Below are 14,941 nucleotides of genomic sequence, written 5' to 3' on the forward strand. Positions count from 1 at the left end.
GCACCTCACAGAGAAAGAATTATTTTCAAAACCCGGCGTAGCTCCGCTTCCGGATCAGCCGTCACGGCGTCCGCGCGCCACGCGACATGATGGTCGGGCCGCACAAGCAACACGCCTGAGTCCCGGATTTCGCGGGCCCGCGCCCAGTCACCGTTCAGATCCTGCCACGTCTGTCGCGGTCCGATCCGATGCGTGGCGATCGGCAGCCTTAGCTCCTTCGAAAGCGTCCTTGCCGCAGCAATCCAGCCGTCGCCCCCGATGCCCGTCAGCACCGTGAAAACGCCGTGGCCCGTCAGATCAAGGCTGGACACCTTTTTTCCATCGGCACCGAAGAGCCAGGCATGAGGAAGCCGCGCACCCGGCCAAGTCGTCGGCTGGAAGTGCAGCTCAGGGTCTCTCTCGAAGGCGGGTTCCGGTTGACCATCCTTCACCACGGCGTTCGAGGCGTAGCGGTGGTTCATCTCGACGCCGTGCGCGTCGAATTCGTAGACCTTGTTCGCGATCGCGGTCCGGATTGCCGCGCGCTGCGCTTCGGACTCTGCCGTGTCATTGCAGCGCGCGTCCATGTTCTGCTGCATCTTCACCGGATCAACCGAGTCAAGCAGGCCGAGCGCCTTGAAAATAGGGCCGAATTCCTCGATCGACTTGTTGGCGCGGGTGACGATTTGCTTGGCGACTGGCGCGCGCTCGGCCTGGTAGCTGTCGAGGAGTTCAGGACCAGCTTGACCTTTCAGCACCATCGCAAGCTTCCATGAAAGATTGAACGCGTCCTGAATCGAGGTGTTGGAGCCAAGGCCGTTTGACGGCGGATGTCGATGCGTTGCGTCGCCCATGCAGAAGACGCGGCCGTTCGATATCGTCGTCGCGTACATATTGTTGACGGTCCACGTCGAGACCGACTTTATCTTCGGCTCGATGTCTTCGACGCCCACGAGCTCGCGCACGACCTTCGTGGCGAAGGCGTCGTCGACCTGCGGTGCGGGCTGGTTAATATCGTATCCCCAGACGATCAGCCACTCGTTCCACGGGCGAACCATGCGCACAAGACCCATGCCGATGCCCCCGACGTCGGCGCCTGGCTGCAATACCCAATAGAGCACGGAAGGGCGATGGGCGACGTAGCGCGACAGATCGGCCTCGAACAGGATGTTCATCGATCCGGCGACGCCCATCTTGCCTTCGAATCTCAGGCCGGCATGGTCGGCGACCTTGGAGTTCCCGCCATCCGCGCCGATCAGGAATTTGGAGTGAATGGTCAGTTCCCTGCCTGTCAGCTTATCGACGCAGGTCGTCGTGACCCCATCCGCATCTTGAACATGGCTTTTATATTCGGTCGACATTCGCGGCTGCGCGCCGCGAGAACAGGCGGTCTTGAATAGCAAAGGCTCCATGTATGTCTGAGGCAGGTCGTTCATCCGGCTCGGCGACGAGAGAAGATGTTCGGCGCGGGACAGTGGGTGGTTGCCCCAGCTTTTCATGCGGCCGATCTCCTCCCCGGTCAGCGAGGTGCAAAAGACGTTCTCGCCCATCAGATCCTGCTCGGCGGCGAACATGTAGGCTTCGTCCTCGACGTCGCGGCCAAGATCGCGCAGCACCTCCATCGTGCGCTGGTTGGTGATATGCGCGCGCGGCGTGTTCGCCAGCCAGCGATAGCGGTTGATCACCAGCGGTTCGAGGCCGTGTGTCGCGAGCAACGCGGCTGCCGCCGAACCGGCCGGGCCTGTGCCAATGATCAATACGTCGGTTTTGATGTCAGCCATGTGGCCCTCCCATTTCATATTCTGAAGATCCGTCCTTGAGGCGACGGCGGACCGGAAAAAGTTCCCAACCAGTGCGGTCGGATATCAGTCCCCAGACGCCGCGAGGCGCAAAGAGCATGGTAACAATGGCCAGTGCGCCGAGCGCCAGAAGATACCAGGAACCGAAGCTCGAAAACGCGTTCTGCAATACGAAGAAGACAAGCACACCCAGGATCGGACCCTCAATTGTGCCGATGCCGCCGATGACGACGATGAAGATGACGTAGGCCGTCCAGTCGGTGAGCGAGAAGGCCGCGTCGGGCGATATACGAGCCTTCTGCAGGTAGATGAGCGCACCGACCACGCCCGTGATGAAGGCCGTCAGGAGATAGATCAGTGTCTTCAGCCGCTGTGCGTCGACGCCAAGGGCACGTGCCGCCGTCTCGTTGTCGCGGACGGCCGCAAGCCCCAGCCCATGCTTGCTGCAAAGCAGTCTGTAGACGAAGATGATCGTCGCCGACGCCAGCACGAGCGCCATCCAGTAGGCCAATGCATCGGCGGCGACGGACGAGCGCATACCGAACCAGTCGCTGAGTGCGGCGGCGCCCAGCATGTCCCGCGTCGCATCTCGCGGCATGGACGTCCCTGTTCCGCCCCCGAGGGTCTTCCATTGCGCAAGGAGCAGCCGCCCGACTTCGGCAATCACCCAGGTACCGATCGCGAAGTACGGCCCATAGAGGCGGAAGGCGAAGAAGGCTGTCGGCACCGCGACGGCGGCTGCGAGGAGGCCGGCAAGCAGGACCGCCAGAACTGGATCCATTCCAGTCAGGATAACCAAGCCGAATAAGGCGTAGGCACCACATCCGACGAAAAGTTGCTGCCCGACCGAGATGAGGCCGGCATAACCAGCGAGAAGATTCCAGCTTTGGGCCAGCGTTAGCATGGTCAGGATGAAGAAGAGATCCTGTACGACGCCACGCGAGACGACGAAAGGAGCGAAGATCATGAGGGCCGCCGCCAGGAAGAGGAATATTGTGAAGATTCGAGAGACAGTCGTCCTCGTCTCGATGCGCCAGCGAGCCGTTCGTTCATTGGTCATGGTTTGAAAACCCGTGGTCATGGCGCGCCTCAGTCGACGGCCCGCGGAAAAAGGCCGCGCGGACGAAAAAGCAGCACGAGAAGAAAGGCGACGTGCCCGGCAAGAATTTGCCATTCGGGATTGACCGCAGCGCCGATCGTCTGCGCAAGGCCCAGGATCACACCGCCCGCGAGCGTGCCCCAAAGCGAGCCGAGGCCGCCGATGATCACCGCTTCGAAGGCATAGATCAATCGGGCGGGTCCGGCGGTCGGATCGAAGTTCGCTCTCATGCCGAGGTAGAGCGCAGCAACGGTCACGATCATCATCGTCAGTCCGGTAGCGACGGCGAAGATCGAGTTTGGCCGAATGCCCATCAGGCTTGCGGTCACCACGTCGTCGGACGTGGCGCGAAATGCCCGGCCAAGAGCGGTCCGATAGATGAGCTGATTCAAGGCCAAGACAACGAGCACGGCCGAGGCGAAGGTCAGCAACGGCATTAGTCCGGCGTTGACACTTCCGATCTGCACCGAGGCCGTTTCAAGCGAGCCCGTCGGAACTCGCCTGCTGTCGGCCGTGAACGCTTCCAAAAGACCATTCTGGATCACGATCGAAAGGCCGAACGTCACCAGCAGCGGTGGCAGGACGTCTTTGCCGAGCGTGCGATTGAGAAGATGATATTGAAGCACCCAGCCTAGCGCGAACATCAATGGCGCCGCTATCAATGCTGCGACAAACGGATTGAGCCCAAAAGATGACACGATGAGCATTATCAGGAATGCGGCAAGGACGATCAGGTCGCCGTGGGCAAGATTGACTAGCCGCATGATGCCGAAGACAAGGCTCAAGCCAGCCGCGAATAGGGCATATAGTCCGCCGAGCAGTATTCCCTGGAGAAGCGTATCAAGCCAGTTCATGGGTCCCCGATCCAAAATAGGCTGCATGGATGTCCGCACGATCGAGTTCGGAGGGACGGCCGGTCAGGGTAATGCGGCCTTCCATCATGCAATAAATCCGGTCGGCGACCTTTAGAGCCTGCACGATGTCCTGTTCGACGATGATGATCGCGGCGCCCGATGCCTTGATCTTGGCGAAGGCGGCGTAGATATCCTTGATCACCACCGGCGCCAGACCGAGGCTGAGTTCGTCGCAGAGCAGGACGTCTGGGTTCGACATGAGGGCACGACCGATCGCGACCATCTGCTGCTGGCCACCAGAGAGCGCCGTCGCCGGATTGCGTCGCCGCTCTTTCAGAATGGGGAAAAGCCCGTAGATGCTTTCCAGGGTCCAGGGTCCGGCCGCCACCTGGCGGCCGTAGCTGCCGATCAGCAGGTTCTCCTCTACGGTCAATGACGGAAACAGCCTGCGGCCCTCCGGCACCAGCGCGATCCCGCGGCGCACCACGTCCGGTGCCCCTAGCGCACCGATCGGTTCGCCGCGATGAAGGACCATCTCCGCGCTGTTGGCAATCACGCCGGCGAGGGAGCGCATCAAGGCCGATTTGCCCGCGCCGTTGGCGCCGATCACGGCGATGGTCTCGCCGACCTCGAGCCGGATATCGACCTCGAAGACGGCCTGGAAGTCGCCGTAGAAGGCCGTAAGACCTCGTGTTTCGACAAGGCTTGCCATCAGACCTCCATCCCGAGATAGATTTCGCGGACGTCGCTCGAGGCCATGATCGCATCGGCTGCGCCGATGCCGATCACGCGACCGAAGTTCAAGACCAGCAATCGCTCGGCGACGGCGGTCAGGGCGTGCAGCACATGCTCGATCCAGATGATCGCGACGCCGCGCTGGTGGACGCGTTTGATCGTCGCCACCAGCTGCCGACACTCTCCCTCCGTCAGTCCTCCGGCGATTTCGTCGAGAAGCAGAAGCTTGGGTTGCGTGGCGAGCGCGCGCGCAAGCTCCAGTCGTTTGCGCTCAAGAAGGGAAAGGGAGCCTGCGGGGACATTCGCCTTTGCGATTAGGCCTGTCTCCACCAGAATGTCGGCACAGAGATCGACGACATGGGCTTCCGCCTGGCGCGTTCCGAAAGCGCCTGCGACCAACAGATTTTCATAGGCGGTGAGGCGCTCGAAAGGCTGCGGTATCTGAAAGGTGCGTCCCATGCCCGCAAGGCAGCGCTGCATCGGGGGCACATGGGTCACTTCGCGGCCGTCGAATTGGATCGAACCACCGGCCACCTTGAGGTTGCCGTTGATGAGATTGAACAGTGTCGATTTTCCAGCACCGTTCGGTCCGATGACGCCGAGCGCCTCTCCCGGCTCCACCGAAAAGGAAACCGCTTCGGCGACGACAAGCGCGCCGAAGGACTTCGATACACTTTTAAGTTCGAGAATGGGCATCGGTCCTCCTCCGATCAGTTCCGCCCGGCTCGGACGCCGGGCAGAGCTTTTGCCTCAGGCCAAAACTTCGAGCTTACCGCCCAGCGGCACATTGGGCGCCAGCCCGTTTTCGACGACGACGAGATCGTAGCCGCCGCCCGACTTCAGGCGCCACTGGCCGCCGACGAGAGGCGTCTTGGCAACATTCTTCTGCGCAAATGGCGGAAGCTTCTCGTTGCCCCACGCGATCGGCCCGACAAGTGTATCGAGCTTGGTCTCCCCTATAGCCTTGGCAACAGCGTCTCCGTCGCCAACCTCTCCCGCTCGCTTCATCACGTCGACGGCGATCTCGAACAACGCGTGGGCGAAGCCGATAGGTTGTGTCCATGGGCGGCCGGTCGACTTGGTGAATGCGTTGGCGACGGTGACTGCCGTCTCGCCTGTGAGTGACGATTTGAAGGGGTGGCTGGGCGTCCACCAGACTTCCGTGGACAGGTTATGACCGGCATCGCCCAACGCTTCGACCGTCTGCGGAAAGAGCAGCGCCTTGCCGATCGACGCGATTTTCGGTTTCAATCCCTGCTGTTTCGCCTGGTTCCAGAAGGTGGTGAGATCCGGCGGTATCATCACGCCGGTAAGGATGTCGGTACCCGCCTGCTTGAAGGCGTTGATCTGCGCGGAGAAGTCGTCCGTCAGGTTCTGGTAGCGGCCGGTGTCAGTCAGTCCGTAACCCAGTTTTTCCAGGACTGGCGGAAACCCTACCACCCTATCGCCCCACGCGTTGCCGTCGCCGTCGTTGGGGAAGAGCCCGCCGACCTTCCTATTGGTGTCGATCTGACCCCACATACCCGTGAAGACGGCAATGATGTCCTCGAGGCCCCAGAAGAAGTGGTAGGCGTAGTCAAATGGCTTCCATGATGAGGGATCGCCGGGATTGCCCTGCTGGCCGATGAACCACGGCTGCCAAGGAGCCACCGTGGAAATGCAAGGCATTTGCTCGCCTTCGCAGGTCGTCGAAACCGGGTTGGTCGTTTCCGGCGTGGAAGAAACCAGCATCAGATTGACTTGGTCGTCGACGATAAGCTCCTTTGCGACCTCGGCCGCGCGGTTAGGATTGGACTGGCTATCCTTGACCACAACCTCATAGGTCAGGCCGAGCTTCTTTGTCGTCGCCAGGAACGAATCGATGACGAATTTGTCGGCCTCGCCAAAGGCGGCAAGCGGGCCGGTTTGCGGGCTGACGTAGCCAAGCTTGATGGCCGCGTTCTGGGCGATTGCCGGAGCGGCAAGGCTGGACGTCACTATGATGGCCCCGCCGGTCGCCGTTGTTTTCAGAAAATCGCGTCTCGTGAACATGCTTCCTCCCATTGTCCCTCTCCTCCCAAAGAGCGCGCCGTCCGGCGTGCCAAATTTCAGTCTTCCGGACGTCGTCCCTCCCAGGCGTCCTGAAGAAGCTTCCTGATCGATTGACGGTCTATCGGCCGAGGGTTCCAGTACGGATTTTCGACAGCGATCGACGCGGCGCGGTCTAGATCGGCCTCCGTCATTCCGAAATCCTTGAGCGACATCGGCGCACCGATCTGCTTGGAAAAATCCCAAAGACCGCCACCGATCGAGCCGCCGAATATCCCCGCCGCCTGTGAAAGCTCCGCAGCTGCCACCGCTGCATTGAAAGCCGCGGTATGCGGCAGCATGACAGCATGTGTTTCTGCATGCGGCATATCGAAAGAACCGCCGAGCGTGTGGCAGATCTTGTGATGCAGCGCCATTCCGACGGCACCGAGGACCGTGCCGCAAAGCCAGGCACCGTAGAGCGCGTCGCTGCGGGCGTCCGTGTCGTTCGGTGTTGTCACGATCTTTGGCAGGCTAAGTTTAAACGCCCGCAGGCCTTCAAGCGCCATGAGCGTCGAGATCGGATTGCGATCGCGGGCATAGAGACCTTCCAATGCATGGGCCATTGCGTTCAGCCCGCTTGTCGCGCTCATCGCGACAGGCAATCCCAGGGTAAGCGACGGATCGTAGATCACGATCTCCGGCAAGATCTTCGCGTCGCGCACCGTCGTCTTCCGACCGCCTTCGGTTTGGCCAAGAATTGGCGTCACCTCCGACCCGGCATAGGTCGTCGGCACGACGATCTGAAAGATGTCGTTGCGATAGGCGATCGCCTTGCCAAGCCCGGTGGTTGATCCCCCACCGAGCGAGACGACGCAGTCGGCCGCCGTGTCGAGCACCACCTTCATGGCAGCCTCGGTCACCTCCACGGGCGTGTGCATGACCGCCCCCGAGAAGACGCCGCAGGCCAGTTCGCCAATCTTATTGGCCAGCTCTTCCGCGTCCGCCTTCTGGTGCGGCGTCGAGAGCACAAGCGCGCGCTTGCGCCCAGCCTTGGCGATCCATGCACCGACACTGCCAATGCTGTCGTTGCCGAAAACGATCTGGGCGGGACTGCCTGCGTAGCAGAACGGCCGTGTCATCCCTGCCTCCCCGGTCTTGCGCGAACCATCACAAAGGTCAGGTCGACCGACCTGCCCCGCCGACCATCGACCTGTGCATGTTCGAACCGCGCGACGAGGTCCGGTCGGACACCGAAAAGGGCATCCTCCGCAAGACGTGGATCGTTTGAATCGTAGATGTGCGTCGTAATCGTTTCGAACCCCTTCGCTCTGACAACGAACTGAAGATGAGCCGGACGATGCAGCGGATAGCCAGCGCCTTTCAGAAGACGGCCGACGGGCCCATCGTCCGGCACGCCGTAGCCGGCAGGCATCACCGAGCGATACATGACGCAGCCTTCCGCGTCGGTCCTGAACAGTCCGCGTAAATTGTGCTCTGGCTGGAGATCCGGTTGCTGGTTTTCGTAGAAGCCCTCGGCGTTGGCCTGCCACGTCACAACCTCGGCGCCCCCGATGGGAAGCCCGTCGAGATCCTGCACGCGCACGGAGACGCCTAGGGGCTCCTCCTTTCCATCGACCGAGATTGAGGCTCCGGATGAACGCTCAGGGGCGTCGTCCCGATAGAAAGGCCCGCGGATTGTATTCGGCGTCGCACCCTTCTGTCGACGTGAGTTGATTTCTTCCACCAGCGCGGAAGCGCCGATGAGGTCCGAAAGCAGCACCCATTCCTGACGGCGCTCGTCAGAGGCGTGCCCGACTTCGGTCAGAAACTGGATGACCTTGCGCCACTCGTCCGGGCTCGGGCGGAACTCCTTGATGAGGTCATGAACATGCGTCACGGCCGCAGCGATCAGGTGGGCCAATTTGCCGTTCCGGTTCGCGCTGAAGCGTTCGGCAAAGGCTTCGGATGACGTGGCCTCGTCGAATGTGAGCGCCCTGGCACTCCCTGTCATCATCGTTTCCTCCCGATCGACATATGAGAAGCCTAGCACGATGGAAGTCGAGCGTTGATGATTTTGCAGAGGATCAGTATAACAGATTGTTATGAAGATCGACGAACGTCACCTCATTCAGCTTGCGGCCGTGGTCAAAGCTGGCGGCGTCACGGAAGGTGCGGCTTTGCTGGGTCTGGCCCAGCCGGCAATGTCCCGAGCGCTCTCGATGCTGGAAAAGCGGGTGGGCGAACCTCTTTTCGTTAAAGGGCGCAGGCCACTGCAGGCGACGCCGTTCGGGCTGTCGCTGGCGGAGCACGGCCTGGTCATGCTCGCCGCTTCTCGAAAAGCCTCCGACCTCGTCGACAGTTTCCGAATGGGGAGGAGCGGCGTCGTCCGCGTCGGTGGCACGCCCTTTTTCATGGACGCTCTGATCGCGCAGTTCTGCGCTGAGTTCCAGCAGACACATCCCGACGTTCGGGTCGAACAGAGCTACGGCTATCTTCCCGATCTCCGCTCAGCCCTCAAGGCCGACCAGATCGACCTGGCCGTCTGCCCGATCGACATCCTCGAAGAAGGCTCCGGCCTGGAGTTCCAACAGATACTGCCAGGTCGGAATGTCATCGCCTGCCGCTCGACGCGCCCCCTCCTCATGAAACGGTGCCCGCGGCCGGGCGAGCTTCTCGACTACCCCTGGGTGGCGCCCCCGCCAGGCAGTCCCCTGCTCGCCGATCTTCGGGCGCTTCTTCTGTCCTTCGGAGCGACCGAAATTAAGATACGCTACTCCGGCGGCTCGCTTATGGGCGTCATCAATTACCTCAAAGCGGCCGACGCCTTGACCGTTATGCCGCACAGCGTCGTCTTCGCGTTGAGAAAGGAGAAGGCAATCACCGCTCTTCCTGTCAACATTCCGCACCCTGAACGAGCTCTTGCCATCCTGACGCGAACTGATGCTCCTCGCGCTCCAGCGGTCGATCACTTCGCCGAGTTTGTCAGGTCCGGTTTCGAGAGCTTGCGCCACCTGATCAAGCGTCATGAGGAAGCCGTCGTCTGGGGCAATTAGCGGGCGGCGGCCTGGGATGGACGCGCTTCGTAGCGACCGAGATGTGGGACGCACGGGTCGCTACGCGGCACTTCACATTCTCGAACGCTCTCACCACCGTCCGCAGCACCAAGGTGCTGGTAACATGGCTGGCGCTTTTCCCTCGACGAACACTTAATCCGGCTCGTCGAGGGAGATCTGTTCGCCTAGAAGCGACGCGGTGCTTCGGGCTTGTTTCCGACGATCGTGTCGATCCGGTCCAGGACGTCAGACGTCATCTTCTGTCGGTGTGAGAGGGCGGCGAGATTGTCCTGCAACTGGCTGGCGCGCGAGGCTCCGAGAATGACGGTCGAGACGTTCCGATTGGCAAGGCACCACAAAAGGGCGAGATGCGTGATCGATAGGCCGATCTCGTCCGCGAGCTTTGCGAGCTCGCCGACTTGTCTGAGCTGGGCGCGGCCGGCATCACTGGACCACTTCTCCTTCAGCCATTCGTAGCCCGGCAGGTTCATACGGCTGTCGGCCGGAACACCGTCGTTGTATTTGCCGGTCAGGACGCCCGAGGCGAGCGGCGACCAGATCGTGGTGCCAAGGCCCATCAGGTCATAGAGCGGCAAGTAGTCGGACTCGACCTTCTGGCGTTCGAAGATGTTGTACTGCGGCTGCTCCATGGTCGGCGGCGTGATGCGCAGATCCCGGGCAACGGCATAGGCTTCCGTCAATTGCTGCGCCGACCATTCCGACGTGCCCCAATAGAGCACCTTGCCCTGGGCAACGAGATCATGCATCGCCCGGACCGTTTCATCGATCGGCGTGTCGATATCCGGGCGGTGGCAGAAGTAAAGGTCGAGGTAGTCGACCTGAAGCCGCTTGAGCGCTACATGGCAGGCGTCGGTCACATGCTTGCGCGACAGGCCGCGCTGTGTGGGCTTCTGGCCTCCCCAGAAGACCTTGCTGGAGACGACGAAGCTGTCACGGCTCCAGCCAAGTCGGTTGAGCGCCTCGCCCATCACGATCTCGGACTTGCCGCTTTCGTATCCTTCAGCATTGTCGAAGAAGTTCACCCCGTTGTCGTAGGCAAGCTTCATGAGGTCGACGGCGTCGCCTCCATTGACCTGTTTGCCGAATGTGACCCATGAGCCGAAAGAGAACTCGCTCACTTTCAGGCCAGACTTTCCCAAACGTCGATATTCCATCATGCAACTCCCGCAAGTTATGAATAGGTACCGGCCGGTCACCGGGGTCGGCGTCGCCCGATTGATCGACGACCGATTGGCGTAATCTATGGCATGAGCAACGATATGCGAGGCTCAGCTATCGGTTCTCATACCCTCTTTTGTGACGAGACGCCGAATTCAAAGAAAAGGGCGCTCCACGACATCAGTCGGAGCGCCCGTGGCATGCGATCGACGACGTTTGCGGCGGAAGTCGACAGCAGCAACGGTAGAATGACGAGATTCGGAACGGATAGGCAACATGCGATTGGAAACTGCGACGTTATCGCGCGCTGATTGATCCTGTCATCCACCGGATATCCACAGCCTATCCACAGGCACCGCGGCAATGATCGCAGCAACTTCAATGACATTCGCCTGTCGGCAAACCACTCCTCACAAATGCTTATGTGACTGTGGAATGACACCGCATCTTTGTTTGTCTGCTTGGATACAAACCGTGCCTTGGCTCAGATAGGCTCACTTCTCCTCCCGACCGTGGCGGCGGACGCCGGGAGGGGTGGGCGGTGGGCAATATGAGGGCCCGCCGCCTTCCTTTAACCGCGCCCTCGGCCGGGCCAGTTCACACGCCACTCTCGCCGACAACCAAGTCGTTGGAAAGGCGTCCTCCAACCGCCAGCCCTTTACCACGCGCATTGCTAGCCTGACGGCATGGCGGCCGGTGTTGCCGATAAACTCCCGCGTGCTGTCAACTCATTACCGCAGGCGTCGCCGACGATCCGTGCGGCGGCCTGGAAGCCCGCGTAATCCGATACCAATCCTTTGGACCTTCCGCCGCCACTCCAACGCTAGCCGCCAGAATCCCGCCCAATGTTGACTTAACCGGCAAATGAATGTTTGCCATTTCTTGTTTTGCAGTGCACAATAAATGCTGCCAACAGGACTTGAGCCGTTGAGAATTTGCATCTACAAATCAGATGAAGCTCCTGAAGTAACGCTGTTTTTGCGAGAAGGCGTACCGGTGCCGGCACATCCGAAGGGCCAAAAGTGGCGACACTTAAAGGCGGTTGTTGGCGAAGAGGTAAGGGCGGACCTTCTGACACAAATAGAGATCGGCAATGGATGTCTTTTCGTCAACCTTGGGGCATCCCCGAAGCACTGATCTAGGATGCCGCGGTGAACGCCGTTCACCCAGCATGGATATATGCTCGCTCATTATCTTACCGGCCGCCAGATACCAATCGGCTGTGTTTCCAGCAGAATGCCGATAGCGGCGCCCTTCGATAGGCGATCACCTCCTCACGCTCAGCGTCTCCCACGGCTTCGCTGATCGGCGGCTCGCGCATCCCGCACTCCATGCCTCAATTTCAGATTGGCAGCCGCCCCGCTGATGTTCTTGTTATGTTTGAATGAGTCGCTAATCAATCTGGGTGAATTGCTTTTTAAGGCTTTGCTGATGAACTGCCATCATGAGAAAACCGCCCCGCAAGCCTTCCAAGACGCTGCCCGGTGAAGCCTCCGAACCGCTCCGCAGCCGGCCGCGCCGGCGGCGAGATCCCGCTCTGCCTAATCTTGCTCTCGATCCGATGCCGGCGCATATCGCGCCGCGTCGAGCGGAAGGGAGGACACGGTTTCAGATAACGCACGAGCCGGAATTGAATCAGTCCAAGGGTCAGCAAAGTCAGCAGCAGACGACCGACCGGGACATCGCTGCTCGCAACTACCTGAACCTCGACACGGCGATCTTGCTGGGGATCCTGTTTATTGCGATCGTCTTCAGATTCCACAAGATCACCTTGCCGCTGGTCGACGGCTTCAGCTGGCGCGAGATAAGCACTGCAATGATGGCCGACAATTTCCAGCAGCGCAGCTGGAACATTTTCTTTCCGGAAGTCAGTTGGACCGGACCCGGACCAAGCTATCAGGGCCGCGAGTTCCAGATCGTCAGCTATCTCACAGCCCTGCTCTATCAGCTCTTCGGCTGGCACGACTGGTTCGGCCGCATGGTTGCTGCCTTCTTCGGTCTGGTGACGGTGTTTTCGCTGCACCGGCTAACCGCGCTCTGCTGGGACGAGATGCACGCCCACGCGACGGCACTGGCCTACGCGCTGATGCCGGCGGCGGTCATGATCGACAGCTCGTTTCTTCCCGATCCCGCGATGCTGGCCTTGGTGACTCTCGGCGTCTGGCTGTTCGTCAAATACTGGGCGGGCGGCAGCGGCTGGCTCTTGCCGCTCGCCACGGTCTGCTTCTCGCTCGGCGTGCTGTCAAAGCCACCAGGCATCGCTGCCGGCGCCGTCATCTTCTATCTGATGGCCTGCTGGATTCTCGAGAAGAAGCGAAAGCAGGCGACCTGGGTTTTCCTGTCGGGGCTTTTGAGCCTGACCATCGTTGGCGCTTATTTCAGCTGGGCGATTTATCTCGGCCGCAGCTATCCGCCGTTTCATGTCGCCGGCACCGGCGGCTATATCTGGGATGACGGCTTCTGGACATATGTCAGGGATAGATTCTACTTCGAATCCTTATGGAACACCTCGGTCTTGTGGTTCTACGGCTATCCGTTCTTGGTGCTGCTGGCCGTCGGCTTGTGGATGCCGCCCAGCCCCGCCGAAGACCCGAAGCAACGCACTCTTTCGGCCATTCCCTATGTGTGGCTGGCTGCGGCCATGATCGTCTATCTGGCTGCGGCCGGCGAGATCACCAGCAATGTGTGGAACTTCCACATCTTCCATGTGCCGGTCGCGATGTTCTGCGGCCACGGCGCGCTGCTTCTGGCAACGCTTGCATCTCGAGGCATTCTAACGCCGGCGGTTGTGCTTCGCTCGATCTGCATCGTGGCCGTCGGGCTTGCCTGGTCGACATTGCCGCTCGTCAGGACGATGAAGAAGCCAATCGCCATGAAGGGCAAGCTGCTTGGCGAGGAACTGGCGCGGTTGGCGCAACCGGGCGACCTCGTCGTCGCCATCGCGCCCGAGGTCGGCGATCCCGTCGCAGTCTACTACAGCAGGGCGCGCGGCTGGTTGTTCCCGCCTGGCGGAGGCGAAGTCGAATGGTCGAAATTCGTCGCGGATGACGCCACCGCGATCGCACAGCTCGAGGAATTGCGCGCGCAAGGCGCGGATCTGTTCGGCGCGGCCAAGAACGCCGTCGACAAGCAGGACCGGCTATTCGTCGAGCATCATGATGGTGTCATCGACTATCTGGACAAGACCGCAACCAAGCTTGTGGATTCAGATGATTTGCTGGTCTACAGGATCACCCGTCCATGAGATCGCGACGGTTCACGGCCATCGGCTTGGGACAGGATATGGCCCCGACAGTTCGAGAGAAAAGAGACTTCGGTATCTCGCATTGCGTATTGCCTTACCACGACCGGATCAATGCTGATCCGGTCGCAGAACCACAATGCGCCGTTTATTTATTGGACGCAGCGTCTTCGATGACCTTCGCGACTTTATCGGGATGAGAGACCATCACGACGTGAGACGCGCCTTTAACCACAACCGTCTCTTTAGAACCCGCTCGTTCCGCCATCCATCCTAGCGCCTTTGGCGGTATGTTTTTATCCGCGTCACCATAGACGAACCAAGACGGGATCTTCTTCCAGCTCGCCACGGTCGAGGCCTCGCCAAGAGCCTTATCGGTGATTGGGCGCTGTGTTGCGGCCATCAGCTTGCCATCCGCCTTGGATACATCTGCAGCGAATTGATCGTGAAACGCGCTCTGCTTGATGTACAGGTCCTTTACTCCCCCATCCAACTGCACGGGTTCCGCGAGGGTCGGTGCGAGCGTGCTTCCGGGAAACTTGCCCGAAAGCACAAGGGCCGTTTCCCCAACATCGGGCGCGAACGCCGCGACGAAGACGAGCGATTTGACATTGGCGCTACCGGCTGCTGCCTCGTTGATCACTGAGCCACCGTAGGAGTGGCCGACGAGAACGACGTCGGTCTTCAATCCAGCAACCACTTTGCCGACGTAATCGCCATCGGACGTTACGCTTCGAAGCGGATTAGCGACCGCCACCACCGGATATCCATCTTTTTCAAGACGTGTGATCACGCCATTCCAACTGGAGGCATCGGCAAATGCGCCATGCACAAGGACGACCGTCGGCTTTTCGGCCGCATGGGCGTTCAAAAGGCCACCTGCGGTGATCGCGACAGCGGCGACAAATATCTTCAACATAGTCAAACTCCTTTTATATCGCACGCGATTACTTAGTGCACAATCTTTCGGAAAGCAAGTCCTGGAATTCCCG

General features: G+C 60.4%; 12 protein-coding genes. 2 read left to right on the forward strand and 10 right to left on the reverse strand.

The window, feature by feature from the left end; all coding sequences use genetic code 11:
• Positions 1–5 precede the first annotated feature (5 nt).
• The 8 genes from ACS4RR_RS30440 to ACS4RR_RS30475 are packed head-to-tail and all read right to left on the reverse strand — an operon-like array spanning position 6 to position 8,490.
• Positions 6–1,760, reverse strand: coding sequence for an FAD-dependent oxidoreductase (locus tag ACS4RR_RS30440; RefSeq protein WP_260111280.1), 1,755 nt, complete (start codon positions 1,758–1,760; stop codon positions 6–8).
• On the reverse strand, positions 1,753–2,859 hold the full coding sequence (locus ACS4RR_RS30445) for a branched-chain amino acid ABC transporter permease (protein ID WP_456190565.1): 1,107 nt from the start codon (positions 2,857–2,859) through the stop codon (positions 1,753–1,755). The genes ACS4RR_RS30440 and ACS4RR_RS30445 overlap by 8 nt, the downstream gene beginning before the upstream one ends.
• A gap of 8 nt (positions 2,860–2,867) precedes the next feature.
• Positions 2,868–3,731, reverse strand: a complete 864-nt coding sequence (locus tag ACS4RR_RS30450; RefSeq protein ID WP_260111278.1) for a branched-chain amino acid ABC transporter permease — start codon at positions 3,729–3,731, stop codon at positions 2,868–2,870.
• Positions 3,718–4,443, reverse strand: a complete 726-nt coding sequence (locus ACS4RR_RS30455) for an ABC transporter ATP-binding protein (RefSeq protein WP_260111277.1) — start codon at positions 4,441–4,443, stop codon at positions 3,718–3,720. Before ACS4RR_RS30455 ends, ACS4RR_RS30450 begins: the two co-directional genes overlap by 14 nt.
• Positions 4,443–5,162, reverse strand: coding sequence for an ABC transporter ATP-binding protein (locus ACS4RR_RS30460; RefSeq protein WP_017967378.1), 720 nt, complete (start codon positions 5,160–5,162; stop codon positions 4,443–4,445). Before ACS4RR_RS30460 ends, ACS4RR_RS30455 begins: the two co-directional genes overlap by 1 nt.
• 54 nt (positions 5,163–5,216) lie before the next feature.
• Positions 5,217–6,497 carry an ABC transporter substrate-binding protein gene (locus tag ACS4RR_RS30465; protein ID WP_407766409.1) on the reverse strand — a complete coding sequence of 427 codons (1,281 nt, stop codon included), beginning with the start codon at positions 6,495–6,497 and terminating at the stop codon, positions 5,217–5,219.
• Between the two features lie 56 nt (positions 6,498–6,553).
• Positions 6,554–7,615, reverse strand: a complete 1,062-nt coding sequence (locus tag ACS4RR_RS30470) for a maleylacetate reductase (protein WP_456190566.1) — start codon at positions 7,613–7,615, stop codon at positions 6,554–6,556.
• A complete protein-coding gene (locus ACS4RR_RS30475) occupies positions 7,612–8,490 on the reverse strand; it encodes a dioxygenase family protein (RefSeq protein WP_456190567.1) in 879 nt (292 codons plus the stop codon). The genes ACS4RR_RS30470 and ACS4RR_RS30475 overlap by 4 nt, the downstream gene beginning before the upstream one ends.
• An 88-nt stretch (positions 8,491–8,578) precedes the next feature.
• Here ACS4RR_RS30475 and ACS4RR_RS30480 point away from each other — a divergent pair, with 88 nt between their 5' ends.
• Positions 8,579–9,529, forward strand: a complete 951-nt coding sequence (locus ACS4RR_RS30480) for a LysR family transcriptional regulator (RefSeq protein ID WP_456190568.1) — start codon at positions 8,579–8,581, stop codon at positions 9,527–9,529.
• A gap of 185 nt (positions 9,530–9,714) precedes the next feature.
• On the opposite strand, the gene ACS4RR_RS30485 is transcribed toward ACS4RR_RS30480, so the two are convergent.
• Positions 9,715–10,704 (reverse strand): potassium channel beta subunit family protein, encoded by a 990-nt coding sequence (locus ACS4RR_RS30485; RefSeq protein ID WP_456190569.1) that lies wholly within the window; start codon positions 10,702–10,704, stop codon positions 9,715–9,717.
• A 1,616-nt stretch (positions 10,705–12,320) separates the two neighbouring features.
• Between ACS4RR_RS30485 and ACS4RR_RS30490 the strand changes: the two genes are divergently transcribed.
• A complete protein-coding gene (locus ACS4RR_RS30490) occupies positions 12,321–13,952 on the forward strand; it encodes an ArnT family glycosyltransferase (RefSeq protein ID WP_026154483.1) in 1,632 nt (543 codons plus the stop codon).
• 145 nt (positions 13,953–14,097) lie between these two features.
• Here ACS4RR_RS30490 and ACS4RR_RS30495 read toward each other — a convergent pair whose 3' ends face one another.
• The gene (locus tag ACS4RR_RS30495) at positions 14,098–14,868 is read right to left on the reverse strand and encodes an alpha/beta fold hydrolase (protein ID WP_017967385.1); all 771 of its coding nucleotides are present in this window, start codon (positions 14,866–14,868) and stop codon (positions 14,098–14,100) included.
• Positions 14,869–14,941: the final 73 nt, after the last annotated feature.

Source organism: Rhizobium zaerense, assembly GCF_051810725.1.
Lineage (GTDB): Bacteria > Pseudomonadota > Alphaproteobacteria > Rhizobiales > Rhizobiaceae > Rhizobium > Rhizobium leguminosarum_I.